This window comes from Oxalobacteraceae bacterium OTU3CAMAD1, from assembly GCA_024123915.1.
Classification (GTDB): Bacteria; Pseudomonadota; Gammaproteobacteria; order Burkholderiales; family Burkholderiaceae_D; genus Rugamonas.
Genome location: CP099650.1, coordinates 5,009,088 through 5,034,959, shown reverse-complemented (window position 1 = coordinate 5,034,959; position 25,872 = coordinate 5,009,088). Strand labels below are relative to the sequence as shown.

General features: G+C 66.0%; 27 protein-coding genes. 19 read left to right on the top strand and 8 right to left on the bottom strand.

Annotated features, from left to right (window positions below):
- Nucleotides 1-2: 2 nt before the first annotated feature.
- The 4 genes from NHH88_21295 to NHH88_21280 form a co-directional block, all read right to left on the bottom strand.
- Nucleotides 3-2,483, bottom strand: coding sequence for an FtsW/RodA/SpoVE family cell cycle protein (locus NHH88_21295; protein ID USX12222.1), 2,481 nt, complete (start codon nucleotides 2,481-2,483; stop codon nucleotides 3-5).
- Nucleotides 2,483-3,520 (bottom strand): serine/threonine protein kinase, encoded by a 1,038-nt coding sequence (locus NHH88_21290; protein ID USX12221.1) that lies wholly within the window; start codon nucleotides 3,518-3,520, stop codon nucleotides 2,483-2,485. Before NHH88_21290 ends, NHH88_21295 begins: the two co-directional genes overlap by 1 nt.
- Nucleotides 3,521-3,623: 103 nt before the next feature.
- Nucleotides 3,624-4,055 carry a glycine zipper 2TM domain-containing protein gene (locus NHH88_21285; GenBank protein ID USX12220.1) on the bottom strand — a complete coding sequence of 144 codons (432 nt, stop codon included), beginning with the start codon at nucleotides 4,053-4,055 and terminating at the stop codon, nucleotides 3,624-3,626.
- Between the two features lie 167 nt (nucleotides 4,056-4,222).
- Entirely contained in the window at nucleotides 4,223-4,753 is a 531-nt protein-coding gene (locus NHH88_21280; GenBank protein USX12219.1) for a GNAT family N-acetyltransferase, read from the bottom strand.
- 133 nt (nucleotides 4,754-4,886) lie between these two features.
- On the opposite strand from NHH88_21280, the gene NHH88_21275 reads away from it, so the two are divergent.
- The gene (locus tag NHH88_21275) at nucleotides 4,887-6,320 is read left to right on the top strand and encodes a M20/M25/M40 family metallo-hydrolase (GenBank protein USX12218.1); all 1,434 of its coding nucleotides are present in this window, start codon (nucleotides 4,887-4,889) and stop codon (nucleotides 6,318-6,320) included.
- Nucleotides 6,321-6,334: 14 nt separating this feature from the next.
- Here the strand turns inward: NHH88_21275 and NHH88_21270 are convergent, their stop codons facing one another.
- A complete protein-coding gene (locus NHH88_21270; protein USX12217.1) occupies nucleotides 6,335-7,186 on the bottom strand; it encodes an MBL fold metallo-hydrolase in 852 nt (283 codons plus the stop codon).
- A 125-nt stretch (nucleotides 7,187-7,311) separates the two neighbouring features.
- On the opposite strand from NHH88_21270, the gene NHH88_21265 reads away from it, so the two are divergent.
- The 5 genes from NHH88_21265 to NHH88_21245 all read left to right on the top strand — a co-directional run bounded on the left by NHH88_21265 (nucleotide 7,312) and on the right by NHH88_21245 (nucleotide 12,299).
- A complete protein-coding gene (locus NHH88_21265; protein USX12216.1) occupies nucleotides 7,312-7,551 on the top strand; it encodes a hypothetical protein in 240 nt (79 codons plus the stop codon).
- A 63-nt stretch (nucleotides 7,552-7,614) separates the two neighbouring features.
- Nucleotides 7,615-8,022, top strand: coding sequence for a hypothetical protein (locus NHH88_21260; protein USX12215.1), 408 nt, complete (start codon nucleotides 7,615-7,617; stop codon nucleotides 8,020-8,022).
- 68 nt (nucleotides 8,023-8,090) lie between these two features.
- A complete protein-coding gene (locus NHH88_21255; GenBank protein USX12214.1) occupies nucleotides 8,091-9,482 on the top strand; it encodes a TolC family protein in 1,392 nt (463 codons plus the stop codon).
- On the top strand, nucleotides 9,479-10,843 hold the full coding sequence (locus tag NHH88_21250; GenBank protein USX12213.1) for a copper oxidase: 1,365 nt from the start codon (nucleotides 9,479-9,481) through the stop codon (nucleotides 10,841-10,843). Before NHH88_21255 ends, NHH88_21250 begins: the two co-directional genes overlap by 4 nt.
- A gap of 190 nt (nucleotides 10,844-11,033) precedes the next feature.
- Nucleotides 11,034-12,299: a voltage-gated chloride channel family protein gene (locus NHH88_21245; GenBank protein USX12212.1), complete on the top strand. Its 1,266-nt coding sequence runs from the start codon at nucleotides 11,034-11,036 to the stop codon at nucleotides 12,297-12,299.
- Here NHH88_21245 and NHH88_21240 read toward each other — a convergent pair.
- Nucleotides 12,288-13,184, bottom strand: coding sequence for a DUF72 domain-containing protein (locus NHH88_21240; protein ID USX12211.1), 897 nt, complete (start codon nucleotides 13,182-13,184; stop codon nucleotides 12,288-12,290). The genes NHH88_21245 and NHH88_21240 overlap by 12 nt on opposite strands.
- 183 nt (nucleotides 13,185-13,367) lie before the next feature.
- Here NHH88_21240 and NHH88_21235 point away from each other — a divergent pair, with 183 nt between their 5' ends.
- The 9 genes from NHH88_21235 to NHH88_21195 all read left to right on the top strand — a co-directional run bounded on the left by NHH88_21235 (nucleotide 13,368) and on the right by NHH88_21195 (nucleotide 22,269).
- Nucleotides 13,368-14,387 carry a dihydrodipicolinate synthase family protein gene (locus NHH88_21235; GenBank protein USX12210.1) on the top strand — a complete coding sequence of 340 codons (1,020 nt, stop codon included), beginning with the start codon at nucleotides 13,368-13,370 and terminating at the stop codon, nucleotides 14,385-14,387.
- A 13-nt stretch (nucleotides 14,388-14,400) separates the two neighbouring features.
- Entirely contained in the window at nucleotides 14,401-15,852 is a 1,452-nt protein-coding gene (locus tag NHH88_21230) for an NAD-dependent succinate-semialdehyde dehydrogenase (GenBank protein ID USX12209.1), read from the top strand.
- Between the two features lie 28 nt (nucleotides 15,853-15,880).
- Nucleotides 15,881-16,603, top strand: coding sequence for an EthD domain-containing protein (locus NHH88_21225; GenBank protein ID USX12208.1), 723 nt, complete (start codon nucleotides 15,881-15,883; stop codon nucleotides 16,601-16,603).
- Nucleotides 16,604-16,715: 112 nt separating this feature from the next.
- Entirely contained in the window at nucleotides 16,716-17,612 is an 897-nt protein-coding gene (locus tag NHH88_21220; protein ID USX12207.1) for a LysR family transcriptional regulator, read from the top strand.
- Nucleotides 17,613-17,725: 113 nt separating this feature from the next.
- Entirely contained in the window at nucleotides 17,726-18,736 is a 1,011-nt protein-coding gene (locus NHH88_21215) for an ornithine cyclodeaminase family protein (protein USX12206.1), read from the top strand.
- A gap of 16 nt (nucleotides 18,737-18,752) precedes the next feature.
- Entirely contained in the window at nucleotides 18,753-19,448 is a 696-nt protein-coding gene (locus NHH88_21210; GenBank protein USX12205.1) for an EthD domain-containing protein, read from the top strand.
- 175 nt (nucleotides 19,449-19,623) lie between these two features.
- The gene (locus NHH88_21205) at nucleotides 19,624-20,349 is read left to right on the top strand and encodes a MotA/TolQ/ExbB proton channel family protein (protein ID USX12204.1); all 726 of its coding nucleotides are present in this window, start codon (nucleotides 19,624-19,626) and stop codon (nucleotides 20,347-20,349) included.
- Nucleotides 20,339-20,767, top strand: coding sequence for a biopolymer transporter ExbD (locus NHH88_21200; GenBank protein USX12203.1), 429 nt, complete (start codon nucleotides 20,339-20,341; stop codon nucleotides 20,765-20,767). Before NHH88_21205 ends, NHH88_21200 begins: the two co-directional genes overlap by 11 nt.
- Complete coding sequence (locus NHH88_21195; protein USX12202.1) at nucleotides 20,764-22,269, top strand: hypothetical protein; 1,506 nt, start codon at nucleotides 20,764-20,766, stop codon at nucleotides 22,267-22,269. Before NHH88_21200 ends, NHH88_21195 begins: the two co-directional genes overlap by 4 nt.
- Before the next feature lie 11 nt (nucleotides 22,270-22,280).
- On the opposite strand, the gene NHH88_21190 is transcribed toward NHH88_21195, so the two are convergent.
- Together NHH88_21190 and NHH88_21185 are read right to left on the bottom strand one after the other, a co-directional pair.
- Complete coding sequence (locus NHH88_21190) at nucleotides 22,281-22,502, bottom strand: hypothetical protein (protein USX17522.1); 222 nt, start codon at nucleotides 22,500-22,502, stop codon at nucleotides 22,281-22,283.
- A gap of 4 nt (nucleotides 22,503-22,506) precedes the next feature.
- Nucleotides 22,507-22,836, bottom strand: a complete 330-nt coding sequence (locus tag NHH88_21185) for a CzcE family metal-binding protein (protein USX12201.1) — start codon at nucleotides 22,834-22,836, stop codon at nucleotides 22,507-22,509.
- A gap of 361 nt (nucleotides 22,837-23,197) precedes the next feature.
- On the opposite strand from NHH88_21185, the gene NHH88_21180 reads away from it, so the two are divergent.
- The 4 genes from NHH88_21180 to NHH88_21165 all read left to right on the top strand — a co-directional run bounded on the left by NHH88_21180 (nucleotide 23,198) and on the right by NHH88_21165 (nucleotide 25,865).
- Entirely contained in the window at nucleotides 23,198-23,713 is a 516-nt protein-coding gene (locus tag NHH88_21180) for a sigma-70 family RNA polymerase sigma factor (protein ID USX12200.1), read from the top strand.
- 115 nt (nucleotides 23,714-23,828) lie between these two features.
- Nucleotides 23,829-24,098, top strand: coding sequence for an MbtH family NRPS accessory protein (locus tag NHH88_21175; protein ID USX12199.1), 270 nt, complete (start codon nucleotides 23,829-23,831; stop codon nucleotides 24,096-24,098).
- The gene (locus tag NHH88_21170; GenBank protein USX12198.1) at nucleotides 24,098-24,841 is read left to right on the top strand and encodes an alpha/beta fold hydrolase; all 744 of its coding nucleotides are present in this window, start codon (nucleotides 24,098-24,100) and stop codon (nucleotides 24,839-24,841) included. Before NHH88_21175 ends, NHH88_21170 begins: the two co-directional genes overlap by 1 nt.
- Before the next feature lie 49 nt (nucleotides 24,842-24,890).
- Nucleotides 24,891-25,865, top strand: coding sequence for a TauD/TfdA family dioxygenase (locus NHH88_21165; GenBank protein ID USX12197.1), 975 nt, complete (start codon nucleotides 24,891-24,893; stop codon nucleotides 25,863-25,865).
- Nucleotides 25,866-25,872 lie beyond the last annotated feature (7 nt).

Here is a 25,872-nt window from a genome sequence, read left to right as displayed (position 1 = left end):
ATTCAGTCTCCTTCTAAAGATTGCGCGCTGATGGCACTAAACGCTAGCAGGGGGCAAAGGAAAAACAGTAGATGGCTGCCGCCGGCCGACAGAAAACTCATCGGCTGCCCCATGATCGGGAAGATCGCCAGGTTGGTCCCCCACGACAGCAGGAAGTGACCGAGCACGAAGGCGCCGCCGCCGCACAGCGCGAAATAGCGGAAGCGGCCGGACCAGGCCTGGCGGAAGTTGCGCGCAGTGTCGCCGGCGTGGTGGGCGCGCAGCGCGGTCAGCACGATCCCGGTCAGGAAGGCCGCCTGCGCGCCCCACAGCAGCAGCGCGCCGGCCAGGCCGTGGCGGTTGATGAAAAAGGTCGCCGCGAAGTCGTCCTGCACGGCGGGGATTTGGACCACGCCGCCGGCCGATTGGCCCAGCGCGCGCAGGCCTAGCCAGTGGTCCGCCCCCAGCCAGCCGCCTTCGCCGATGGCGCGGGCGCCGAGCAGCAACTGCTGGCCGGTGTGCGGATGTTCTGCGGGATTGAGCCAGACCAGGAAGCGGTCGGCGTAGAAGCCCCAGCGTATCAAATCGTCCGTGCCGGCCAGGCGCAGGTAGACCACGGCGCCCACGGCGAGCAGCGATGCGGCGATCAACGTGGCCGTAAGCAGGCGGTGGCGGGCGGCCAGGGCGTAGGCGAAGGCCATGGCGGTGCTCCACACCAGCAGCAGTATCAGCGGCGAGAAGTCGTCGATCTGCACCAGCGACAGGCCAAGCAGCGCGATGAAGAGCAGGGCCGGCGCGATCAGTTGCAGCCAGCGGGCGCGGTGGTCGGCCGGATGCCGTGTTTCGCTATGCCAGCCGAAACGCAGCGCCAGGCAGTGGGCGGTCAGCGCGGTCAGGGCCAGTTTGGCCAGTTCCACCGGCTGCAGGTCGAACACGCCGGTCTCGTCGCCCCACAATACCTGCGCCGCCAGCGCCGCCAGCGCGACGGCGGCGAATATCGCCAGTACCCATTCGATGGTGCGTTGCTGCAGATGCGCGGCGCGCGCGGCCTGGTATTGCGCCCACAGGCGCAGCAAGCCGCCAAGGCCGGCGCCTATCGCCAGCATGGCGGCGCTTTTCTGGTAGTAGCGCAACCACGACGTTTGTGGCGCTCCGAGGCCCAGTTCCAGTTGGGCCAGCAGACCGACGGCAAGCAGCACGACGCCGGTGGCTGTCAACAGCGTGAGACGGCCGGGGAAGGCCAGCCAAAGCAGCAGCGCGCAGGCGCCGAGCATCATCGACAAGGCGGCGCTGGGCGGAAGCCCCGCACGTTGCGAAATCAGGGCGGCGACGCCGGCGATCAGCAGGATCGTCGCGCCCAGCAGCTTGGCGCCGGCGGCGGCGCGGCGCAGCCCCGGAGCTGGCGGGGACATCGCGCACGCCGCACCGATGGCCACGCAGGCCAGGCAGCCGGCGATAGCGAGCCACAGGGCGGTGGCATGGCCGCTATTCCACAGCGAGCGCTGTTGCCACTGCCAACTGATCGCCTCCGGCAGTTTCAGGTCCGGCACGCTGAACAGGCTGACATGGCGGCTCGGTGTCAGCTTCAATTGGTCGCCGGCTGGCGTCAGCTGAAAACGGGTGTGGCCGACGATGATCGCGTTCACGCCGGCCAGCGACGCCTCCTGACGGCGCAAATCGGTCTGGACGCCGTCGCTATCCACCAGCACCGAGGCGCGGTCGCCATCCGGATTGCCGGCCGAGAGCTCCAGCCGGCCGTTGGCGCGCGACAGTTGCGCGGCGCCCGGCGTGGTTTGCGCCAGTCCGAGGCGGTTGCCGCAATACAGATTGCCGCCGAATGACAGTGGCCGGGCGATGGTCAGCATCATCGGCATGGCGCGGTTCCATAGCGACAGCGCTTGCCCGGACAGGCGCGCGTCGGGGCAGCCCGATTGGGCGCGGCCGTCGCGGTATAACACGGCGCCGTCGTAGCGCCATTCATGGCCGTCGCGGGTGAAGACGATGGTGTCCGCACCCGAGGCGGTGACGTTGAAGACGGCCCCGTCGACCTGGAAGCTTTGCCGGGCGCGCAGGGCCACGCTGCCCATCCGCTGCTCGCCGCCGTCGCGCAGCAGGATGATCTGCTTGGACGGGCTGATATTGCGCAGCATCCAGCCGTCCTGCGGGTCGCGGCGCAGCGAGAGGTGGCTGCGATCGGTCTGTGGCGCGGCCAGTTCCCGCTGGCCCAGCGTGATGGTCTCGCCGGGTGTCAGAGAGAGGCCGATGGTGGCCGGCAGCCAGCTTGCGGGTGCGCGCACGAGGGCCAGCGCCTGCAGGCCGAAAAGGGCGGCCAGCAGGGCGAGGGTGGCGGCGAGGCCGATGTTTTGCGCGGCGAAGCGTGCCAGCCATGCGGCGGCAGCGGCGATGATCTCCGCGCAAGGCCGTGCCGGGAGCCAGGACAGCGGCGGCCGTGCGCCCGAGGGGCCGCGCGCCGGCGCCTTGTGCAAACGCAGTGGCGTCGCCATCACGTCCCCTGGATATGCAGCCAGCCGTTGCTGACGCTGGGGCGACGCATGGCATGAATCGGATCGGCCGGATTGAAGGCGCCCCGCGCCGGCTTCACACCTTGGATCGCGTTGAGCATGCGGCTGATCTGGATCGCATGGCGCGGACGCCTGGCCGGATCGACATGCAGCAGGGCGCGCAACAGCTCCAGCGCCGGATCGCGCGCCTCAACCGGTATGGCGAGGGCGAAGCGCGCCTCTTCCTCCGGTAGCAGGGCGCCGGGAATCGCGCCGCCGTGCATCTGGCGCAGCAGGTCCGCGCCGGCGGTGTGGTGTTCACGGTAGGCCTGGCCGCAATCGGCGCAGAAGCGCAGCGGCAGGCCGCCGGTGACCATGAAGTAGAACATCGCACCCAGCGAAAAATAGTCGCTGCGCGGACCGGTCGCATAGCCGCCGCCATCGGCGGGGAAAAACTGTTCCGGCGCCTGCCAATTGGCGGTGCCGGCATACGAGTGTGCTTGCAGGCTGCCGAGATGACGATTGGTGCCGAAATCGGCCAGCTTGACGGTGTGCAGATGCCGGTCCAGCAGCACGTTGGCCGGTTTCAGGTCCAGATAACGCCAGCCATATTGGTGCACCTTGGCCAGCGCCTGATTGATTTGAGCGATCCAGCCGAGTGCCATCGGCAGCGGCACGGTATCCTCGGCGCTCTTGAGGGCGGCCATGTGCTGGCCCAGATCCGTCGTCATCAACTCCAGCGCGAGCACCGGCAAGCCTTCGTGCCAGCCGCTGTCGAGCAAGCGCACGATATGGCGCTCGTCCCACGGCTCCAGCGACTGCAGGAACGCGATCTCGTTGTTCGCGCAGTCCACCCAGCGGTCGCGTTGGGCGGGCAGGGCGCGCGCCATCTGCTCCTGGTTGATCAACTTGATCGCCACGTCGCCGGCGGGACCGGGGCCGCTGGCGCGCCAGATGATGCCGTAGGCCGAACCGCCGATCTGCTCGCGCAGGCGGTAATGTCCCAGTTCCAAAGCGATGATTGCGTCTGTAGTCGTCATGATTTCCCCTCGGCGCCGGCCGTCACGGCTAGCTAGCAGGGGGAGACGAAAAACAGCGAAAAAAAAGCCTGTCGGATGACAGGCTTTCAATGTTGGCTACGAATTAACGGTCGTAGCGGTCGCGGCGATGGCCACGGTCGTAGCGGTCGCCGTAGTAATAGTCACGGCGCGATTCGCGGTAGTACGGGCGGGCCGGTTCCACATACACCACCCGTGGAGGCGGCGAGTAGTAGCGCGGTGGCGGCGCGTAATAGACCGGGGCTGGCTCGTAGTAGACCGGCGCGGGCTGCGAATACACGCGGGTTTCGACGTAACGGCCGCCGCGATCGTCGCGATAGCCGCGATGACGGTCGCCCGAGCTGATGCTGTTGCCGACCGCCGCGCCAACCAGGCCGCCGACGATGGCGCCATCACGGCCACCGGCGCTGTTGCCGATCGCGGCTCCCACCACAGCGCCGGCCACCGTGTTGAACCCACGGTCGCTCGCGTAGACCGACGATGATACTGTCGCTGCGGCCACTAACGCTACAGCCATAAATTTTTTACTCAACATGGTGATTCCCCTTGCTGCGGCTCCGGATCGGAATGATTCGTTAGCCAGTGATCTCACTATAAATGTCCGGGGAAAAATCACCATTTGTTATACACATGCTTACAAAGGGGCGGTTTTGGTAATGGCTTGTAACATTTAAAGACTAATCTTTATACCCTCCGGGCTTCCCACTCCGGCCGCAGAAGGCTGAATATCTGCACATCTTGATACTGGCCGTTGATGAAGAAGCTCTGGCGCATCATGCCTTCGGCCGTGAAGCCGCATTTTTGCGCGACCCGGATCGAGGCCACGTTCTCCGGCGTGGAGAGCAGTTCCAGCCGGTGGTACTGGTGGACGTTGAACAGGTAATCGACCAGCAGCCCGCACGCCTCGGTGACATAACCGCGCCCGGACAGCTTGGCGTCGAACAGGCGGTAGCCGATTTCCCGCGTGACCGGCGTTCGGCTTTTAAAGTGCGTGATGACGCCGACAATGTGGTGCAGGCTGTCCTCGATCACAAACAGTTCGCTGTCGTCGGTGACGAAGCTGTTCTGCATGAACTCCTTGCGCAGCGTCTCGGGCGATTTGAAATGGAGCGAGAAATGGTCGCCGCGCGAGGGCAGGTCGTTGACCAGCGCGATGAAGGTGTTCAGATCGGTGCTGACCAGGTGGCGCACCGTGCAAATTCGACCCTTGAGCATAGGCGCTTTCTGGAGGTGTGAGGGTACATGGTAGTGCAGCCCCGATGACAAATCAATATGGATGACAAGCGCGCTACTATCGGTTATCGTCTGACTCGTTCTTGCAATTCACTCACTCTTATACAGGACCCGCATGAAATCCGCCTTTCCGTTCAAACTGTCCCTGACCATCCTTGCCGGCTGCATGCTGAGCGCCGGCGCGATCGCCGCTCCCGCCAACGATCCCGCTACCCTGGCCCGGATACGCGACAGCGCGATGAAGGACGATTGGGCCTATGCGCGCCTGGCCGACCTGACCGATCTGGTGGGCCCGCGCCTGTCCGGTTCCGCCGGCGCGGCGGCGGCCGTCGAACAGGTGGCCGAGGCGATGCGCAAGATCGGCGCCAAGGTCACGCTGCAACCGGTCAAGGTGCCGCATTGGGTGCGCGGCGTGGAGACGGCGGAACTGGTCGATTACACCGGCCGTCCAGCCGGCGTCACGCAGAAAGTGGTGCTGACGGCGCTGGGCGGATCGGGCGCCACGCCGGCGGCCGGCCTGACCGCGCCGGTGATCGTGTTGCGCGATTTCGACGAGTTGAAGGCGCGCGCGGCGCAGGTCAAGGGCAGCATCGTGCTGTTCGACGTGGCCTTCGACCAGGAGATGGCCGAGCGAGGACACGCCGGTCCGGCCTATGGGCGCGGCTCGAACTTCCGGGTGAACGGTCCCAAGGTGGCGGCGGAGATGGGCGCGGCGGCGGCGCTGGTGCGCTCGGTCGGCGGCGCCGACTACCGCATTCCGCACACCGGCGTCACCGGGCTGGTGGACGGCGCGCGCATTCCGGCGGCGGCCGTGACGGCCGAAGACGCGATGCTGATGACCCGCCTGTCCGCGCGCGGTCCGGTCAAGATGCGTCTGACACTCACGCCGCAGAATCTGCCGGACGCCGACAGTTTCAACGTCATCGCCGACCTGCCGGGCAGCGACAAGGCCGACGAGGTAGTGATCGTCTCGGGCCACCTCGATTCGTGGGACCTGGCCACCGGCGCCCATGACGACGGCACCGGCGTCGCCGCCGCGATGGCGGTGATCGACACGTTGAATAAGCTGAACCTGAAGCCACGCCGCACGATCCGCGTGATCGCCTGGATGAACGAGGAAAACGGCACCATGGGCGGCAAGGGCTATTTCGAGGCCAACAAGGACAAGGTCGAGCGGCACTTCGCCGCCATCGAGTCGGACAGCGGCGGTGGCCGTCCGTTCGGCGTGATCGGCAGCGTGCGGCCGTCGGTGGTGAAGTACTTCGCGCCGCTGCAAAAATCGCTGGAGCCGATCGGCGCGTCGATGTTCGATCGCCGTGATGTGACCGGGGCGGCAGATACGGGGCCGCTGGAGCGCGCGGGCGTGCCGGTGTTCATGCCGCTGGTGGATGCCAGCAGTTATTTCAGCTACCACCACACCCCGGCGGACACGCTGGACAAGGTCAATCCGCTGGAGCTGAAGCGCCACGTGGCGGTGATGACGGGGCTGACGTGGTATCTGGCCAATATGGACGAGAGCATCGGCCGCACCCCAAAGCGCGACGATTAACGTCGTGCCCGGAATTAAAAGGAATTCAGCGGTATCTTCAGGTACCGCACGCCGTTTTCTTCCGCTTCCGGCAGCTGCCCGGCGCTGATGTTGACCTGGATCGCCGGCAGTATCAACACCGGCATGTCCAGCGTCGCATCGCGCTTGGTGCGCATCTCCACGAACTGTTCCTCGGTCACGCCCGCGCGGATGTGGATGTTCTTTTCGCTTTGCTCGGCCACCGTCACCTCCCAGCGCGCCTCTCGGCCAGCGGGTGGATAGTCGTGGCACATGAATAAACGCGTTTGCGGCGGCAGGTCGAGCAGCCTGCGCACGGACCGGTACAAGGTGGCCGCGCAGCCGCCGGGGAAGTCGCAGCGCGCCGTGCCCACGTCTGGCATGAACATGGTGTCGCCGACGAAGACGGCGTCGCCGATCTGGTAGGCCATGTCCGCCGGCGTGTGGCCCGGCACATGCAGCGCGCGCGCTTGCAAGGCGCCGATGGCGAATACCTCGTCGGGCTGGAACAGATGGTCGAAGCTGCGCTCGATGCCAGGCCGCTGCGGGAAAACCCGCGCGAAGGCTTGCTGCACCACCGAGATCTCGGCGCCGATGCCGGTGCGTCCGCCCAGCTGCCGGGACAGATACGGCGCGGCCGACAGGTGGTCCGCGTGGGCGTGGGTCTCCAGCAGCCAGACGGCGTTGAGGCGGTGCGCGCGGACGAAATCGACCACCAGATCGGCCGAGGCGGTGGAGGTGCGGCCCGATTTCGGGTCGAAATCGAGCACGGAATCGATGATCGCGCAGTCGGCGCCGTCGTTTTCGTACACGACATAGGTGACGGTGCCCGTGTTTTTGTCGTGGAAGGCTTGTATAAGTGGCTTCATGCGTTCATTATAATAAAAAATCATAACGATTACCCTAGGCGCATGTTTTTTAGCTGAAACATCCTCAGGCGTGCGCATAAGCGGTATCTCTTCATGATAGTCTGTCCGAAAACAAGGAGTCAGTCATGGATAAAATTCACTACAAAGGCTGGGAAATCATCCCAACGGCCTTGCCGACCAGCGACAGCAAATGGACCGCCAGCTGCGACATCGAACGCGCCAACGCCAACGGCGTCGAAGTGTTCGAGGGCGCGACCATGCAATTCGTCCGTGAGAGCGAGGACGAGGCCATCGCCGCCGCCTGCGACGAGGCCATCCGGCAAATCGACAATATCATCGCCAACCCGCTGGTGCGACTGGCTTAAGGGAGCCTTAGCGGCCCCTGGGCCGCAGTGAGCATCCCGGGCGGCTTGTGATACCATAGTTGCATGACCCTGTTCCGAACCTTCATCGTATGGCTGATGCTGCTGGCGCTCCCTTATCAGGGATATGCGTCCGCTTCGATGATGCTGTGCGCGCCCGACGCTCCCGCGGCGTCGGCGACAGGGCATATGGCCATGCCCGCCGGTCCGCACGATCATGCGGCGATGATGGCCGCCATGCAGGATCAAGATCAGCAAGCATCGTCCGGCCAGTCAAGTCATGCCGGCCACAATCACGGCGGCATCAAATGCGGCGGCGCGGCCTGCTGCGTCGCCGGTGCGCCGTTCATGGCGCAGACGATCGCCGTGCCGGTGCTGGCGGCGGTATCGTCCGCCATTCCGTTCCACTCCGAATTCCCCCGCGCGGTCGATCTGGCCCACCCTGAACGTCCCCCTCAAGGCAATTTGGCCTGACCCCGCGACAGCTCCGTCCGCGAGCTGCGCAACGCATCCCATTTCTAAATTAACCTGAGGTGTTGGACATGAATTGTCTGCATAAACTCGCCGGTGGCGCCAGCATGGCGCTGCTGCTCGGCGGCTGCGCGTCCCTGTCCGGTGACGGCGGCTTCGGCGCCGCCGCCGGCGTCAGCGAACAACGTACTGGCCTGAGCGCCAGCGTCGCCGGCCGCCTGCCGCGCAACGACGACGACGCGCGCGCGCTGGCCGCCGTCATCGACAAAAAACTGGGGCAGCCGCTGGCTGTCGACGAAGCGGTGCATGTCGCGCTGCTGAATAACCAGGGACTGCAAGCGAGCTATTGGTCGCTCGGCATCGCCGAAGCGGACCTGGTGCAGGCTGGCCGCCTGCAAAATCCCGTGTTCGATTTCAAGCGCAGCCACGGCGGCGGTGAGCTCAGCATCGAACGCACGCTGACCTTCAATCTTCTTAGCCTGATCACGGCGCCGCTGGCCGGCCGCATCGAAGGACGCCGCTACGAGCAGACCAAATTGCTGGTCTCGAACGAGGCGCTGAAGGTCGCCGCCGACACCCGCCGCGCATGGGTGGAGGCGGTGGCCGCCAACCAGAGCGCCGAATATGCCGTGCAGGTGGAGGAATCGGCGCAGGCCAGTGCCGAACTGGCCGACCGTATGCGCAAGGCCGGCAACTGGAGCGCCATGGACGTGGCGCGCGAACAGGCCTACCACGCGCAAACCGTGGCCGACGTCAGCGCCGCGCGCAAGACGGCCGTCGCCGCGCGCGAAAAACTGACCCGTTTGATGGGACTGAGCGGCGCGCAGACCGCGTACAAGCTGCCGGACCATTTGCCCGAGCTGCCCGCCGCGCCGCAGGAGTTGGGCGATATCGAGCAGATCGCCGTCAACGAGCGGCTGGACATCCAGGCCGCCAAACTCGATACCGCGCACACGGCATCGACGCTGGGCCTGACCAAGACCACGCGCTTCATCAACGTGCTCGATCTGGGCGTGGTGGGCGAGAGCGAAGGGCCGATCAACCGGCGCGGCTATGAGCTGTCGCTGGAGATCCCGCTGTTCGACTGGGGCTCGACGCGCGTGGCGCGGGCCGAGGCGACCTATATGCAATCGGTCAATCTGCTGGCGCAGGCCGCCGTCAACGCCCGCAGCGAGGCGCGCGAAAGCTATGCCGACTACCGCGCATCGTACGAGCTGGCGCGCCACTACCGCGACCAGGTCGTCCCGCTGCGCAAGAAGCTGGCCGACGAAACCCTTTTGCGCTACAACGGCATGCTGATGAGCGTATTCGAACTGCTGGCCGACGCCCGCGAACAATCGACCGCCGTCAACGGCTATATCGGCGCGCTCAAGGACTACTGGACCGCGCAAGCCAATCTCGAAGCCGCACTGGGTGGTCGCTTAAGCGGCCATCTGCCAACCACTAAAGGAGTAACACCATGACCACCCGCAGATCATTCCTCAGCGGCGCAGCCCTGATCGGTGCCGGCATGGTCACCAAGGCCGGCGCGGCCTCGCTGCCCGAGGCGCCGGTGCAATCGTCGGCCGCCACCGCGCCGCCGCTGGTGCCGCCCAACGGCCGCCCGTACAATCCCGTCGTCACGCTCAATGGCTGGACTTTGCCGTGGCGGATGAAGGACGGCGTCAAGGAGTTCCACCTGGTGGCGGAACCGGTGGTGCGCGAACTGGCGCCGGGCATGACGGCCAACCTGTGGGGCTACAACGGACAGAGTCCCGGCCCGACGATCGAGGTGGTGGAGGGCGACCGCGTGCGCATCTTCGTCACCAACAAGCTGCCCGAACACACCAGCGTGCATTGGCACGGTCAGCTGCTGCCGAACGGGATGGACGGCGTCACCGGCCTGACGCAGCCCGGCATCCAGCCGGGTAAGACCTTTGTCTACGAATTCGTCGCGCGGCACGCCGGCACCTTTATGTACCATCCGCACGCCGACGAGATGGCGCAGATGGCGATGGGGATGATGGGCTTCTGGATCACCCATCCGAAGGATCCGAAGCAGCACGCGGTCGACCGCGACTTCGTCTTCCTGCTCAGCGCCTACGACATCGAGCCGGGCAGCTACACGCCGAAGATCAACACGATGCTCGACTTTAATCTGTGGACGTTCAACAGCCGCGCCTTCCCCGGCATCGATCCCATGGTGGTACGCAAGAACGACCGGGTGCGCATCCGCGCCGGCAACCTGACGATGACCAACCACCCGATCCACCTGCACGGCCACACCTTCGAGGTGACGGGCACGGACGGCGGCTGGGTGCGGCCGTCGGCGCGCTGGCCGGAGGTGACCACCGATGTCGCCGTCGGCCAGATGCGGGCGATCGAGTTCATCGCCGACGCGCCCGGCGACTGGGCCTTCCACTGCCACAAATCGCACCACACGATGAACGCGATGGGGCACGACGTGCCGACCATGATCGGGGTCGATCATACTGGGGTGGCCGAGAAGATCAACAAGCTGGTGCCGGGCTATATGGTCATGGGCGACAAGGGCGGTTCGATGGGCGACATGCAAATGCCGCTGCCGGAAAACACGTTACCGATGATGAGCGGGGAGGGACCGTTCGGCGGGCTTGAGATGGGCGGGATGTTCACCACGGTCAAAGTGCGCGAGGGCCTGGCGCGCAACGATTACAAGGACCCTGGCTGGTACAAGCATCCGAAGGGCACGGTGGCTTACGAATGGACCGGGGAGGTGCCGCCCGCGCCGCGCGCACCGGGCGCGCCGCCGTCCAAGCCGGTGGAGGCGATGAACGTCAAGCGCGACGCCAAGCATCACCATTGAACGGGAGACCACGCATCACCACCGTTCCACGTAGGGCGGATTAGCGCAGCGTAATCCGCCATGCATGCTTCGTCGACGGCTCACAAATGGCGGATTACGGCGTTCCGCCTAATCCGCCCTACGTGTCTCGGCGGTAACGATGTGCTCGTGTAGAATTGGCGGACCTGACCCCGGAGTTGCCGCTCGCTGCATGAAATCCTCTCTTTATCCCGAACAAACGGCTTTGCTGGCGTACGTCGCCAAGTGGACCTGTATCGCCGGCGTGATCGCCGCGTTGAGCGGCACCGCCTCGGCATTCTTCCTCTTTGCGCTCGATTATGCGACACACTGGCGCGAGGCGCACGCCTGGATCATCTGGCTGCTGCCGCTGGCCGGCTTCGCCGTCGGCTGGCTTTACCTGAAAACCGGCTCCAGCGTGGAAGCCGGTAACAACCTGCTGATCGACGAAATCCACGATCCCCAGAAAGTGGTCCCGCTGCGCATGGCGCCGTTGGTGTTGATCGGCACCGTCGTTTCACATTTGTTCGGTGCCTCGGTGGGCCGCGAGGGCACGGCCGTGCAGATGGGCGGCGCGCTGGCCGACCAGCTGACGTATGCGCTGCGGCTGCGTCACGCGGACCGCCGCATCGTGCTCATGGCCGGCATCAGCGCCGGTTTCGCCTCCGTCTTCGGTACGCCGCTGGCCGGCGCCATCTTCGGCATGGAGGTGCTGGCCGTCGGCCGCCTGCGTTACGACGCCATCTTCCCTTGCATCGTCGCCGCCGTCGCGGCCGACCAGGTGGGCATGGCCTGGGGCGTGCACCACACGCACTATCCAATGAACACGGTGGTGGCGATCGGCTTCGCCAGCGTCGCCGCCGTGCTGGTGGCGGGCATCGTATTCGGCCTGGCCGGCATGGCCTTCGCCAAATCCACGCACGCGGCGTCGGCCTTCATGAAGCGCCATATTCCTTACGCGCCGCTGCGGCCGATGATCGGCGGCGTGGTCGTCGCCATCGCCGTATGGCTGCTTGGCACGCGCTACATCGGCCTTGGCATCCCGGTGATCGTCGAGGCGTTCCAGCACCCGCTGGCGCCGTGGGATTTCCTCGGCAAGTTCGCCTTTACGGTCGCGTCGCTGGGCAGCGGCTTCAAAGGCGGCGAGGTGACGCCGCTGTTCTTCATCGGGGCCACGCTCGGCAACGCGCTCGGGCCCTTGCTGCATCTGCCTTTCCCGCTGCTGGCGGCGCTGGGCTTTGTCGCGGTGTTCGCTGGCGCCGCCAATACGCCGCTGGCGTCGACCATCATGGCGATCGAGCTCTTTGGCCCGCAGATCGGTCCCTTCGCCGCGATGGCCTGCGTGGTCGCCTATCTGTTCTCCGGCCGTTGCGGCATCTACCGTTCGCAAAAATCAGGCATGGCCAAGTATCGCGTGCCGCCGGTGCCGCGCGACCGCCTGCCGCCTTCAGCCAAATGACGCCAGGCCGCCGCCAAGGCCCAATTTCTCGATCAGGCTGCGCGCGTCGAACGGCGCCCGCACTTTGATGTCGTTGTCGAAGTAGCAGTAGACGTCGCGTTTCGCGCGCGCCGGCGGCGGCTTGTCCGATATCAGTTTGGCGTCATCCGGTTGGCCGCCCGTGCTCCAGGCGCGAATGCGCGCGGCCCAGCGTTCCAGGGACTCGTCGTCGTAGCCGCTGGCGTAGAGTTCCTCGGCGCCGTGCAGGCGCAGATACATGAAGTCCGACGTCACATCCTCGTAGTACGGGAATTTTCCGGCGGTGTCGGCCACCACCAGCGCCACCTTGTATTTGCGCAGCAGCGCGACGAACGCGGGATCGATAAAGCTGTCGTGGCGGATCTCCAGCGCGTGGCGCAGCTTGTGGTTGGCGTCGATCTCCAGCGCGACTTTGCCGTTCATGCGCGGCTCGTGCTGGCGCGCCAGGAGCTGCGCCTGTTCCAGGTCGCGTGGCAGCAGGCTGAAAAAATGCTCCAGCCGTTCGGCGTCGAAGCGGAAGTTGGGCGGCAGCTGCCACAGGAACGGCCCAAGTTTTTCCCGCAACTCGAACACGCCGGAGGCCATGACGTTGGCCAGCGCCTTTTCGACGCCGTCGCCCAGGCGCAGGATGTGGGTGAGGTAGCGGTTGCCCTTGTGGCTGAAGACGAAGCCCGCCGGCGTTGCCTCGTACCACGCGGTATAGCTGGAAGGGCGTTGCAGCGAGTAGAAGGAGCCGTTCAACTCGATCGTCGGCAGCGCGCGCGAGGCGAAGTCGAGCTCGCGCGCCTGCGCCAGCCCTTCCGGATAAAACACGCCGCGCCAGCCCTTGTAGCGCCAGCCGGAGATACCGATGTAGATTTTTCCCATGGCTAAATATAGCCAAATCCACCATCCTGTGGGGCGCGGTTGCCTTTAGGCAGGATCACCAATCGCGGCTGATATAACAAAAATGCGATAGCTGCTTTCCCGCGCGGGCCGTTTCTTCTTTCTTCCAGGCCAACTACCATCGATCTCGTCTCTGGCACACCAACCTTACGAACGGAATCGGACATGGCAAATTACAAGAAGCAGGACGCGCGCGCTTGGGCGCGGGAACATTTGACCGGCTGCAGCGCGGTCACCATCCCCAGTTATTCGGCCGATCTCAAGCGGCTCAATGAGCGCGGCATCCGCCACGACATCGAGCTGGCCGTCAAGTTCGGCTACAGCTACACGCTGCTGTGCTCAGAGGTGGCGATCACGCCGGAGGAGAACGCCCAGTTCACGGCCTGGGCGCGCGACACGGCCGGGCAGGGCATGGGGCTGTTCTTCCACGCCGCCTTCGGGACACTGCAAGAGAACATCGAGGCGGTCAAGCTGGCCGAGAAGGCCGGCGCCGACATCGTGCTGCTGTCGTACCCGCCGCAGTTTTGGCCGGCGAACGAGCAGCAGATCTACGACTACACCAAGGCGTTCTGCGATGCCACCGATCTGGCGGTGATGCTGTTCCCGATTCCGTTGTGGGGCTTCGAGCGCGTGCATCCGGCCGGCATGTCGGTCGCCTTCGTGCGCCGGCTGCTGGACGACATCCCGAACATCGTCGCCATCAAATCCGAGCAGGGCTTCCCGCTGGTGTCGGGCCTGTGCGAGATGTGGCACCACTTCCGCGACGAAGTGGTCATCAGCTGCCCGATCGAGGGGGACGCGATACCGATGATGAACCTGATGGACCTGCAGTTCTCCGGCACCAGCAACACCCAGTGGATGCAGGACTACTATCCGAAGGCGTTCAAGCTGGCGCGCGAGGGGCAGTGGGAGGCGGCCATGGAGCTGTACTGGAAGGTGCATCCGGCGCGCCTGGCCAACGGCGCGGCGTCAGCCAGCTACGCGGGCGGCACGGGCGTGCTCAATCGCACGCAGTGGAAGTACCAGGATTGGCTGGCGGGCTTCAACGGCGGTCCGCTGCGGGCGCCGGCGATGCGTTGCCCGGACCGCATCATGCGGCAGCTGCGCGAAGGCTTGCGCGCCTCGGGGGTGACGCCGACCACCGATGCCGACAGCGAATTCATGGTCGGCCGCCATCCCGCCTGAGAGAGGAAGAACCATGCGACATCCTGAAGTGAACAAGGCGCCCAAGGGCCTGTACATCAATGGCCAATGGCGCGACGCGTCGGACGGCGCCACCTTCGAGGTCTTCGACCCGGCCACCGAGGAGGTGTTGGCCTCGGTGGCGAGCGCCTCGATCGACGACGCGCTGGAGGCGGTGGCGGCGGCTTACGCGGCGGGCGGCGCGTGGGCGGCCACCGCCCCGCGCCGGCGCAGCGAGATCCTGCGCAAGGCGTTCGAGCTGTTGATGGCGCGTCAGGAGGAATACGCGCGCCTGATCGTGCTGGAAAGCGGCAAGGCGCTGGCCGAGGCGCGTGGCGAGGTGGCCTACGCCGCCGAGTTCCTGCGTTGGTATGCGGAGGAGGCGGTGCGCATCGTCGGCGAGGTGTCGACCGCGCCCGGTGGCGCCAACCGCATCCTGGTGGTGCGCCAGCCGATCGGCGTGGCGGTCTTCGTCACGCCGTGGAACTTCCCGGCGGCGATGGCCACGCGCAAAATCGGCCCGGCGCTGGCGGCCGGCTGCACGGTGGTGCTCAAGCCGGCCTCCGAGACGCCGCTGACGGCGCTGGCGATGGCAGGCCTGTTCGAGGAGGCCGGCGTGCCCGCCGGCGTGATCAACGTGGTGCCGTCGCGCCAGTCCGGCAAGATCGTCAATGCGATGCTGCACGACCCGCGCGTGCGCAAGCTGTCGTTCACCGGTTCGACCGAGATCGGTCGCGTGCTGCTGTCGCAGGCGGCCGACAAGGTGGTCAAGTGCTCGATGGAGTTGGGCGGCAACGCGCCGTTCATCGTCTTCGCCGACGCCGATCTGGAGGTGGCGGTGGCGTCGGCGATGGTGGCCAAGCTGCGCAACGGCGGCGAGTCGTGCACGGCGGCCAACCGCTTTTACGTCGAGCGGCCGGTGGCGGCGGAGTTCGCTCGGCGCTTCGCGGCGGCGATGGCGGCGGTCAAGCTGGGGCCCGGGCTGGACGAGAGCGTGCAGCTTGGCCCGCTGATCAACCGCAGTACGCTCGACAAGGTGGCGCAACTGGTCGAGGAGGCGGTCCGGCAGGGCGCCACGGTGCTCACCGGCGGCAAGGCGCGCGGCGGGCCGGGTTACTTTTACGAACCGACCCTGTTGACGGACGTGCGCGCGGACGCCCGCATCCTGAAGCAGGAGATCTTCGGGCCGGTAGCACCGCTGTGCGTGTTCGACACCGTCGAGGAGGCGATCGCATTGGCCAACGATACCGAATTCGGACTGGTGTCGTTCGTGCACACGCGCGATCTGGCCAAGGCGTTGGCGGTCTCCGAGCGCATCGAGGCCGGGATGGTGGGCATCAACCGTGGCGTGGTGTCCGATCCGGCGGCGCCGTTCGGCGGCTGGAAGCAGAGCGGCGTCGGCCGCGAGGGCGGCCATGACGGTTTGATGGAGTATCTGGAATCGAAGTACATCTGCGCCACGTGGTAGCGGAACACCACCTACAACAGGAGCGAACATGATCAAGACCCTGGCCGCGATCCGCCGCAAACCCGGCATGACGCAGCACGAATATTTCAGCTACATCCGCGACGTGCATGGCGCGCTGGCGCGGGCCAAGCCTTTGTCCATCCGCCGCTATGTGCAAAACCATGTCAGCGACAGCGCCTATGGCGCCGAGGGCGATCCGGCCTATCAAGGGCTGTTCCACCGCGACTCCGTCACCGAACTGTATTTCGACGATGTCGAGGGCATGCTGCGCTCATTCACCGACGCCTATGTGCGCGACGTCGTCGGGCCGGACGGCGCCAATTTCAGCGACATGCCGACCGCGCTGGCGATGCTGGCGCGCGACGTGGAGCTCGACGTGCCGGCGCCCGCCGACGCCCCGGTGAAGATGATGTACTTCCTGCGCAAGCCGGATGCGCTCACACCCGAGCGCTTCGCCGGGGAGCTGCGCCTTGCAGTCGACGCCGCGCTGCGCGGGACGCCACAAGCCGCCGCTGTGCGCCGTGCCGTGCTGACCCTGGCCATCCCCGACGAAACGGGCTTGATGGCCTACTTCGGCGCAAAAGATATGCCAAGCTACGACGCGGTGGTCAACCTGTGGTTCGATGACGGCGGCGCGCTGCCGGCCTTCCGCGCCTGGCAGAAGGTCTTTTTGGGCGCGAGCGGGCAGCCGGCGTTTCACCAGCCGTCGCAAGCCTTCGTGCTGGTGGCGCGGGAGGTGGACATCATCTAACTCGCGGGCGGCGTCGGACGGGCCACGAAACGTCCCACGTCGCACCGGAAAAATGCGACACTACGTGGACCGTCTCCGCCATAAAAATTGATCATTCACGGGTACCCGCCGCATGCTGCCGATTCTCGATCCCCGCTGGGGCCTGTTCGCCAAAGTCGCCGAATTGGGCAGCCTGACCCGGGTCGCCAACGCGCTTAACAGCCCGCAGTCCGCCATCAGCCGCCAGATCGCCCAGCTCGAAACGCAATGCGGCGGCAAGCTATTCCGCCGCACCGGGCGCGGCGTGGTCCTGACCGAATTCGGTGAAGTGATCCACGCCCGTATTCTTCCCTTGATCGCCGAGGCCGACCGGCTGGCGGACGATATCCTCACGACCAACAGCATCCCGATGGGCGAAGTGCGCGTCGGCCTGTTGCCGAGCAGCGTGTCCATATTCGCGGGCAGGCTGTATCGCCGCGCTAAGGAGCAGTTCCCACGCGTCCACCTGCATCTGGCCGAAGGCTCGAGCGCCCAAATGGAGGAATGGCTTGGCACCGGGCGGCTGGACCTGGCGTTGCTGCTGCGCGAGGGGCCGGTCGCCGATCCCGGTGAACCATGCCTGCGCACCGTCGCCCTCGACTTGATCGGTTTGGCCGACGATCCCGTCATAGCGTCGGGCCGGATCGCGTTCGCCGCGCTCGAGGGCCTGCCCCTGATACTGCCGGCCGAGCCGCATGTGCTGCGCCGGCGGCTTGACGTGCTGGCGCGCGAACATGGCATTCAGCTGGCGGTGGCGATAGAGGCCGATACCATCCAGTTGCAAAGGGAGCTCGCCGCCGCCGGCGCCGGCTATGCCATCGTCGCGTCGGTGATGGAGCAGGGTGGCGGGCAGGCCGGCATCGACGCCGCGCGCATCGTGCAGCCGGAACTGGTGCGTAACATCGTGCTGGGTACAACCCAGCATCGCCCCCACACGTTGGCGACGCGCGCCATCACGCGGCTCATCATCTCCCTTTTCGCGGAGCGGTAGCGCGGTTTTTCGGTATCCGCATTTGTGAAAGCTGCTATGCGGGCGGCGAGCTTCCCGGCCGGCGCGGCGGTCGTTACCCTGTATCGATCATAAGCCTGAAGGGAGTTTGATCGATGACCGCAACCGCAATCGCCACCGCCGGTGGCCCGCCGCTGTTCCTGACCGACCGTGACGTCGGTGAACTGCACAACTGGAAAGACGCGATCGAGGCGCTGCGCGCGGCCTACGCCGCGCCGATCGACGACGCCATGGTGCCGCCGCGCTCCATGGCCAGGGGCGACGGCGTCTGGCTGCGCGGCCTGAGCGCCATTTCCTCCGGTGGTCACATGGGCTGCAAGCTGATCGCCGCCTCGACGCGGGCGCGCCGCGCCAGCTACCTGATTTCGCTGTTCGACCAGCAGACGATGGAACTGGCCGCCCTGATCGACGGCAACCAGATCACCGCCATCCGCACCGCCGCCACCGCAGCCGTCGCGGTGGACGCGCTGGCGCCCCGGCGGCCGCTGCGCGTGGCGATGATCGGCTCCGGCTTCGAGGCGCGCTCGCAATTGAACGCGTTGCACGCCGTCCGCGAGATCGCATCGGTCGCCGTGTTCAGCCCGACGCCGGCCAGCCGCCAGCGGTTCGCCAGCGATTTCCAGCGGCTGCTCGGCATCGAGATCGTCGCCGCCGATACGCCGCAACAGGCCATCGAGGGGGCCGACGTCATCGTCTGCGCCGCGCGCTCACGCGATGAATCGCCGGTGCTGCGCGGCGAGTGGCTGCGGCCCGGCGTCACCGTGGTGTCGATCGGCTCGACGCTGCCCGAGCAGCGCGAGGTCGATGCCGACGTCATACGCAGGGCGGGCTTGATCGTCGCCGACATGGTCGATGAAGTCGCACACGACACGGGCGACATGCTCGCCGCCGCGCGCGAAGGCGTGGACTTCGGCGGCAAGCTGCATTCATTGTCCGATCTGATCGGCGGGCGCCTGCCGCCGCGAGGCGCCAACGACATTGCCGTCTACAAGTCGGTCGGCTCGGCCTTGCAGGACGTGGTGACCGCCGAAATGCTGCTGAAGCGCGCCAGGGCCGCCGGCTTGGGAACCTTGCTGCCGGTGTCGATCGCGCCGGTGCAAAAATAAGAATGGAGACTACGCCATGATCAAACTAAATATCTGCGCCGCCCGCGTGCCGCGCATGACGCACGCCGAGTATTGCCGCTACATGAAGGACACGCACGCGCGCCTCGTGATGGGTTCGAAGGCGATGTCCGGCCTGATTCGCGCCTATATCCAGCAACACGTCTTCGACGCCGCCTACGGGCCGCTGGCGACGCCGTCGCGCTACGATTCCGTCAGCCATATCATGGCCGACACGGTCCAAGACCATCTGGCGGCCACCAAAACGCGCGATTACCAGGAGGTCATCGCGCCGGACGAGCCGAATTTCGCGGACGGCCGCACGGCGGTGTTCACAATGCTGGAGGAGAGCGCGCTGGCGCTGCCGGTGGCCGGCACCTCGCCGCATCGGCTGTTGTACTACGGCGTGTGCAAGCCGGGTATCGATCGCGTCGAGCTGCAGGAAAGCTGGATAGACGCGCATGCGCAGGTGGTTGCCGGCGACGCAAGGGTTGCCCATTCGATGCGCCGCGCGGTGCTCAATCGGGTCAAGCCCATGCCGGATGCCCAGCCGGCGTTCGACGCGATGGGCGAGTTGGGATTCCTCGAACGTAGTGACGTGCCGGCCATGCGCGATTACGTCGCGATGATGGAGGAGCGGCTGTCAAACCTGCTCGACACTGACCGCAGCTTCATGCTGCTGGCCGACGCGGTGCCCGTGCGCGGTTCGTTGTAGTCGCCGGCAGCGCCGGGAGGGTTTGCATCCGGCGCTGTGTTCATTTCCGGACAGTCGGTGTTCGGGAATGGGCAACGGTCGCTCTGGCAGTCGCGGGAGAGGCGCGAAAAAGCTGCGAAAAAGGCGCGAAAAGACGACGATATGGGCCTGGCCCGGACTTTGCTCTGTTACGGGCATGCACAAAAATCTCCCCCTCGCGCTAGTCGCCACGCTCGCCCTTCATAACATCGCCCATGCCGCCGATATCAATATCGTCGAACAGGCGGCCGAGGGCGGCGCTGCCATCGTCGTCACGCTCGGCCTGTCGATCCTGTTCCTGGCCGTCACGATCGAGCGCCTGATGCATTTCCGCGCCCGCGCCATCGTGCCCGAGGGGCTGGTGGAAAGGGTCAAGCCGCTGTGGGCGGCGCAGGATTTCACCAGGCTTCAACAGCTGCTGGCCGAAGAGGGCAGCACCCTGGCGCGCGTGATTGCCTACATGGTGGCACACCGCCAGCACGGCTACGCCATCGTCAACAGCGGCGCCGGCGACATCGCGTCGATGGAACTGCGGCACCATCAGCAAAAGGCCTACCCGCTGGCGATTGTCGCCACGGTGGCGCCCATCGTCGGCTTGCTCGGCACCGTGGTCGGCATGATCGACGCCTTCCATGTGATCGCGTTCTCCGAGGGCATGGGCAACCCGGCGCTGCTGGCGGGCGGCATTTCGAAGGCATTGATCAATACCGCCGCCGGCTTGTGCGTGGCCTTGCCGGCGCTGGGGATGCACCACTTCCTCAAGAACCGGCAGGCGTTCTTCGGCCTGGCGCTGGAAAGAAAAATCAATAGCCTGATCGACGAATGGTTCCTGCATGGCGACGCCACGCCGCAGAACCTGCACGTGGTGTCCCATGCGCATTAACCTGGGGGAGGACGAGCAACCGGAGATCGGCCTGATCGCGCTGATCGACTGCATCTTCTTTCTGCTGATGTTTTTCATGGTGGCGACGTCGTTTAAGCAGCCTGAGCAGCGCAAGCCGCAGAAGGAGCTGCCGGTCACCTTGCCGACTTCGCAGATCAGCCTGGAGCGCGACGAGGCGGGTCCGGCGCCGCTGGCGATCGGTGTCGACAAGGACGGCAAGTTCTTCCTCGATGGCGAGCCGGTGTCGACCCAGACCCTGCACGGACGCCTGAAGGCGGAAGCGGCTCGCGACCCCGGTCGCCGCATCCGTATCGACGGCGACCAGTTGGCGAAGTATCAGGATATCGTGCACGTGCTCGATCTGTGCCAGTTCGAGCGGCTCACCAACATCTCCATGCACACGCGTGGCGCGCAATGAGATTCGGCCATACCGATGAGGCGGAATCGCCGGCCCTTTCGTGGCTGCGGCGGCATGCCTTCGTGCTGGTCTCGCTGGCGGCGCACGCGCTGCTGATCGTCTTGCTCTATTACCTGGGCGCCTACCAGGTGGAGCTGGCGCGTGATCGCGCCGGCGCCGAACTGGCAAAACAGTCCAGCATCGAAAAGCGCGTGATGGATATGGAGAAAATCAAGGACTTACTGGACCAGAGCCGCCCCGGCGCGCCACCGTCCGATGGCGCGGGCGCCGAGGACGAGCCGGACTTCCGCGCCACGTCGCTGCCGAAACCGCCCGAGCAACTGCTGGCGGAAGCCAGGGAGCTGTCGGCCTCCATCGCCGAGATAGAGAAGGAGCTTAAGGCGGCCGAGTTGGCCAGAATCGAGAAGATTTCCGTGGAACAGGCGCGGGAGCGGCTGGAGTTACCGCCGGCCGAAAGCGTCGCGGCGCTGCCGGACGCCACGCCGTCGTCCCGCGCCACGCCTCCTCCGGACGGCGCGCCGCCGTTACCTACCACGCTTCCGCCTCCGCCGGACGCCGCGCCGCCGGGCGCCGGGCCCGGGCAATTGGCGGCGGAAATCCAGCAGTTGGAAACGAGGGCGCGCGCGGCGCTGGCGCAGCGGCAGCAGGAGCTCGCGCGGCAGCGCAATGGCGTGGCCGTAAAGAACGACTCGCGTGTGGCCGCCCAGGCCCCGGATGACAACGCGCCGGCGAGCGCTTTTACCGGTGCCGGCACCGGCGATGAACCGGGTGCCGACGGCCGGACCGGTTCATCGCCCGGCACCCACGCCGACGCCATCGAGCAGCGGATGGCCGCCTTCATCAATCGCGACGCGGTGTTGCCGACGGGCGCCGTGCGCAACTACCAGCGCGACGGCCAGGCGATCTTCAATCCGGGAACCGGCACCATCCCGCCGGTGGACGCGCGCACGATGACCAAGGGCGCCGGCCGCGTGCTGGGCCGGGGCGGTGAATTCGCCGATCGCGTCTATGTCAACAGCTGGTATTTGATCGGTCCCTTTGAAGGCAAGCATGGCAGCGGGCTGTTTTCCAATCATCGCTATCCGCCGGAGCAGGGCGTGATCCTGGACGCGGTCTACGCCGGCAAGGGCAACCGGCGGTTGACGTGGCGCTATGTGAACGCCGCCAGCTATCCTTTGGTGCCGCCGGAGCCGGACGAGGACGCGGTGTATTACGGCTATACCGAATTGACGCTGGACCGCGCGCGGGACTTGACGCTGTGGATAGGCGGCGACGACGATGCCCAGATCTGGGTGAACGATGTGCAGGTTTGGGCGGGCGGCAACATCAACAAACTGTCCTTCTGGCCCGCGCTGTACGACGTTCCCAACACCCACAGGCGCGATTACAATATGACCGAGGGCAAGCGCACGGTCCGCTTCAGGAAGGGCCGCAACAAGATCTTCTTCAAGATGGCGAACGGGCCGACGCGCCTGTTTTTCTCGCTGGTGTTAACGAAATAAGACGGCAAGCGCTAGCCGCGCGGCACTGACACCTTGCCGCCGCCTTGCACCGGCTTTAGCCCGATATTGACGGAGTCCAGGTTCACGCGTGGGACCAGGTTGGATTTGTCGTCGGCGGACGGCGCCACGTTCGACAGATAGACCAAGGCCTGCGGCGCCTGGCCCCCGCCGGTGGTGGCGACCACCATGGCGACGATGGCGGCCGCGCCACGAGCGATGTCGATGGCGCCCATTGCATCAACCGCGATACAGAGGGTTGCTGGCGACGTAGACGGTCACGTTCCCCACTTCCACACCTTCCGGCGCGATCTTCTCCAGTCCGAACTGGTCTTCCGCGTGCAGCGTTTCGAAGTGCCAGGTGAAGGTTTTGCCGTTGAGGTTGAAAGCGACGGTTTCGCCATTGTTGACGTTCACCCATTTCGTGCCTGGCTCGATGGTGATTTCGCGGTCGGCGAAGCCGGTGTTGGCCGCGCTGCCGTAGTTGGCCGGTGCGCCGGGCGCCGCCTGTGCCAGGCCGGCGCCGACGATGGCGGTGCAGAGGATGAGGGTGCGCAGTGTCTTGAACATGATGTGTCCTTTCGGTGGTTGAGGTGAAGACAGGACAAGTTTAAGGAGGGCGCACTGACAGGAACATGACCCTTGCATGACAGATTTGTCATCTCATTTGATTGCCAGTCCGCGCTCCGCACCACGTATTTCCTCGGATTAAATAATATTGCCCGCGACCCGGGACGTATGAAACACGATTACATACACCTACCGCAAAGTTTGGTTCCCAGTCGGCCAAAAATCTGATGTAATGAGAACGATTCGCATTCACATTATATAGAGCGTTGCTGATCCGGGGCATGGGTTGCCCCCGCCGCACGCCAGCCGTTTTCCCCGCGCTTCGCCGCCGCCGCGCTCCTCACCTGACAGGAGAGACCCCTTGTTGTCCACGCCAAATCATGCGCTGATCGAGGTTTACCTCGCGCGCCGCCGCGATCTTCGCGCCGTCGCCTCCAAAATATTGCGCCATCCCGACCACATCGACGATGTGCTCCAGGATGCCTACCTCAAGCTGGCCGGCTGCGTCTGCGCCCGCGACATCCCGAATCCTTTCGGCTATTGCTGCCAGGTGGTGCGCAATGTGGCGCGCGACCATTGCCGGCGCCGCATGGTGGAGTCGGGCTACATAGTCATGGGCGCAGCCGACGACTTTCCCGAGCTCGATGGCGGCTGCCCGCCCGACGCGGGCATCGACGCGCGCCGCGTGCTGGCGAAGGTCGACCACGCGCTGGCGGCGCTGCTGCCGCGCACGCGCCTGGTCTTCGAACTGCATCGCATCGACGGCAAGACCCAGCGCGAGGTCGGCAAAATCGTCGGCGTGTCGGCGACGCTGGTCAACTTCATGATGCGCGATGTGGTGCACGCACTGGCCGGCTGCCGCGAGCTGCACGAGTGACGCCGGGCCACCACGACTAAACAGGCGGCGCCCTGTGCCGTCTAGGAGGGAGGGGCGGCCATGCATGCGCAGTGCCGACGCTCCCTTCCATTTACCCGCAACGCAAGGAGATTTTATGACCACCAGCTGCTTCGATCGCGAAGGCGAGACCTTCATCGTTTTGATCAACCACGAAGGCCAGTATTCGATCTGGCCGCACTGGAAGAACGTCCCCGGCGGCTGGACCGCCGTCGCCGATGAACACGGCGTCCAGGTGCGCGGCGACAAGCAGCTGGTCTCGGCCTATGTCGAGCAGCACTGGACCGACATGCGCCCGCTGTCGCTGCGCACCTGGATGGACGAGCAGGCGCGCCAGGCCTCCGGCGCCGGGACCGTCGCGCAGTGATGCCGGCCGCGCCGCACGTCAAGCTGCTGGTGCTGCCGTGCGCGGGCGCCAGCGCCACCATGTATTTGCGCTGGCGCCGCTGGCTGCCGGCTTGGGTGCAACTGGTCCCGGTCGAGCTGCCGGGACGGGGCGGCCGGCTCGACGAACCCTGCGTCGAAAACCATGAACAACTGGTCGCGCAATTGTGCGACGAGCACGCCGGGACGATGCGGGGCGATTACGTCCTGTTCGGCCACAGCATGGGGGCCATGCTGGCCCACGGCATCGCGCGGCGCCAACTGGCGCTCGGCAGGCCTGCGCCGTCGGCGCTGTTCGCGTCGGGCAGCCCGGCGCCGTCGCAGCACGATCCAAGACGCTTCGAGGGCAAGGACGACGACGCCTCGCTGATCGCCGACATGCGCAAGCAGGGCGGCACGCCGGAAGAGGTCTACGCCTGCGAGGAGTTGATGCGGCTCACGCTCGATACGCTGCGCGCCGATTATCGCGCCTGCGCCAGCTTCCGCTACGGCGCGCCGGCAGCGCTGCCGTTTCCGCTGCACGTGTTCGCGGGCAGCGACGACGACATCGCCGGCCAGCGCATCGAGGCCTGGCGGCAGGAGGCGGCCGGCGCCTTTTCCCTCGACTGGTTCGACGGCGGCCACTTCTTCGTGCGCCAGCGCGAGCCGGAGGTGCTGGCCGCGCTGATGCGGTATCTGGCCCAACGCTTTTGCGCGGCGCCCGGCGCGCCGGCGCGCGCCGCATGAGCCGCCGTCGGCGGGCGCCGGCCTGTGAATTGGAAATCAAGGAGACATCATGAACGCATTGACACGATTTGAATGTTTGCGCCCGGCCGATTGCGTGCTGCCGGCCCTGATCACGCCATCGTCGGCGGGTCAATCGCTGCTGCAGGCCTTGCCCGGGCTGCGCGCGCAAATCGAGGCCGCCGTGGCCGACGTCGGCGGCGTGCTGCTGCGCGGCTTCGACGTCTCCGGCGTCGAGGAGTTCCGCACCTTCGCGGCCGGCTTCGGCCATCCCTTGCTGTCCTACGAATTCGGCTCCACGCCGCGCACGGCGCTGGGCGCCGGCGTCTACACGGCGACCGAATATCCCTCCCACCAGTCGATCCCGCTGCACAACGAGCAGGCCTACACGCGCATGTGGCCCATGAAGGCCTGGTTCCACTGCGTGACGCCGTCGATCGAAGGCGGCGCGACCCCGATCGCCGACAGCCGCAGGATCTACCGGCGCATGCCGGAAGCGATCCGCGCGCGCTTCGCGCCCGGCATTCTGTATGTGCGCAATTTCGGCGAGCTCGATGTGCCGTGGCAGCAGGTGTTCAATACCGACAGCCGCGCCGAGGTCGAGGCGTACTGCCGCGAGGCCGCGATCCGCTGGGAATGGAAGCCGGACGGCGGCCTGCGCACCACGCAGCTGTGCCAGGCCACCGAGATCCATCCCGTCACCGGCGAAGCGGTGTGGTTCAACCAGGCGCACTTGTTCCACGTCTCCAACCTGCAGCCCGAAGTGCGCGAGACGATGGAGGAAGTGTTCGGCGTCGAGAACCTGCCGCGCAATACCTATTTCGCCGACGGCTCGGCCATTCCCGACGCCTTGCTCGACGAGGTGCGTGCCGTGCTGGACGCGGAGACCGTGTCGTTCGCCTGGGAGCAGGGCGACGTCCTAATGCTCGACAACATGCTCGCCGCGCACGCGCGCGCGCCGTTCAAGGGCCCGCGCAAGGTCGTGGTGGCGATGGCCGAATCGCACGGCAACCTCGACAAATTTTAAAACGCCT

Bases quoted from the DNA above. Each gene is read 5' to 3' on its own strand.
- NHH88_21260 (USX12215.1), top strand. From the start codon at position 7,615: ATGACCCTGTTCCGAACCTTCATCGTATGGCTGATGCTGCTGGCGCTC.
- NHH88_21205 (USX12204.1), top strand. From the start codon at position 19,624: ATGCACAAAAATCTCCCCCTCGCGCTAGTCGCCACGCTCGCCCTTCAT.
- NHH88_21235 (USX12210.1), top strand. From the start codon at position 13,368: ATGGCAAATTACAAGAAGCAGGACGCGCGCGCTTGGGCGCGGGAACAT.
- NHH88_21290 (USX12221.1), bottom strand. From the start codon at position 3,520: ATGACGACTACAGACGCAATCATCGCTTTGGAACTGGGACATTACCGC.
- NHH88_21270 (USX12217.1), bottom strand. From the start codon at position 7,186: ATGAAGCCACTTATACAAGCCTTCCACGACAAAAACACGGGCACCGTC.
- NHH88_21245 (USX12212.1), top strand. From the start codon at position 11,034: ATGAAATCCTCTCTTTATCCCGAACAAACGGCTTTGCTGGCGTACGTC.
- NHH88_21215 (USX12206.1), top strand. From the start codon at position 17,726: ATGACCGCAACCGCAATCGCCACCGCCGGTGGCCCGCCGCTGTTCCTG.
- NHH88_21195 (USX12202.1), top strand. From the start codon at position 20,764: ATGAGATTCGGCCATACCGATGAGGCGGAATCGCCGGCCCTTTCGTGG.
- NHH88_21240 (USX12211.1), bottom strand. From the start codon at position 13,184: ATGGGAAAAATCTACATCGGTATCTCCGGCTGGCGCTACAAGGGCTGG.
- NHH88_21165 (USX12197.1), top strand. From the start codon at position 24,891: ATGAACGCATTGACACGATTTGAATGTTTGCGCCCGGCCGATTGCGTG.
- NHH88_21220 (USX12207.1), top strand. From the start codon at position 16,716: ATGCTGCCGATTCTCGATCCCCGCTGGGGCCTGTTCGCCAAAGTCGCC.
- NHH88_21175 (USX12199.1), top strand. From the start codon at position 23,829: ATGACCACCAGCTGCTTCGATCGCGAAGGCGAGACCTTCATCGTTTTG.
- NHH88_21230 (USX12209.1), top strand. From the start codon at position 14,401: ATGCGACATCCTGAAGTGAACAAGGCGCCCAAGGGCCTGTACATCAAT.
- NHH88_21295 (USX12222.1), bottom strand. From the start codon at position 2,483: ATGGCGACGCCACTGCGTTTGCACAAGGCGCCGGCGCGCGGCCCCTCG.
- NHH88_21265 (USX12216.1), top strand. From the start codon at position 7,312: ATGGATAAAATTCACTACAAAGGCTGGGAAATCATCCCAACGGCCTTG.
- NHH88_21170 (USX12198.1), top strand. From the start codon at position 24,098: ATGCCGGCCGCGCCGCACGTCAAGCTGCTGGTGCTGCCGTGCGCGGGC.
- NHH88_21285 (USX12220.1), bottom strand. From the start codon at position 4,055: ATGGCTGTAGCGTTAGTGGCCGCAGCGACAGTATCATCGTCGGTCTAC.
- NHH88_21200 (USX12203.1), top strand. From the start codon at position 20,339: ATGCGCATTAACCTGGGGGAGGACGAGCAACCGGAGATCGGCCTGATC.
- NHH88_21280 (USX12219.1), bottom strand. From the start codon at position 4,753: ATGCTCAAGGGTCGAATTTGCACGGTGCGCCACCTGGTCAGCACCGAT.
- NHH88_21185 (USX12201.1), bottom strand. From the start codon at position 22,836: ATGTTCAAGACACTGCGCACCCTCATCCTCTGCACCGCCATCGTCGGC.
- NHH88_21225 (USX12208.1), top strand. From the start codon at position 15,881: ATGATCAAGACCCTGGCCGCGATCCGCCGCAAACCCGGCATGACGCAG.
- NHH88_21250 (USX12213.1), top strand. From the start codon at position 9,479: ATGACCACCCGCAGATCATTCCTCAGCGGCGCAGCCCTGATCGGTGCC.
- NHH88_21255 (USX12214.1), top strand. From the start codon at position 8,091: ATGAATTGTCTGCATAAACTCGCCGGTGGCGCCAGCATGGCGCTGCTG.
- NHH88_21210 (USX12205.1), top strand. From the start codon at position 18,753: ATGATCAAACTAAATATCTGCGCCGCCCGCGTGCCGCGCATGACGCAC.
- NHH88_21190 (USX17522.1), bottom strand. From the start codon at position 22,502: ATGGGCGCCATCGACATCGCTCGTGGCGCGGCCGCCATCGTCGCCATG.
- NHH88_21275 (USX12218.1), top strand. From the start codon at position 4,887: ATGAAATCCGCCTTTCCGTTCAAACTGTCCCTGACCATCCTTGCCGGC.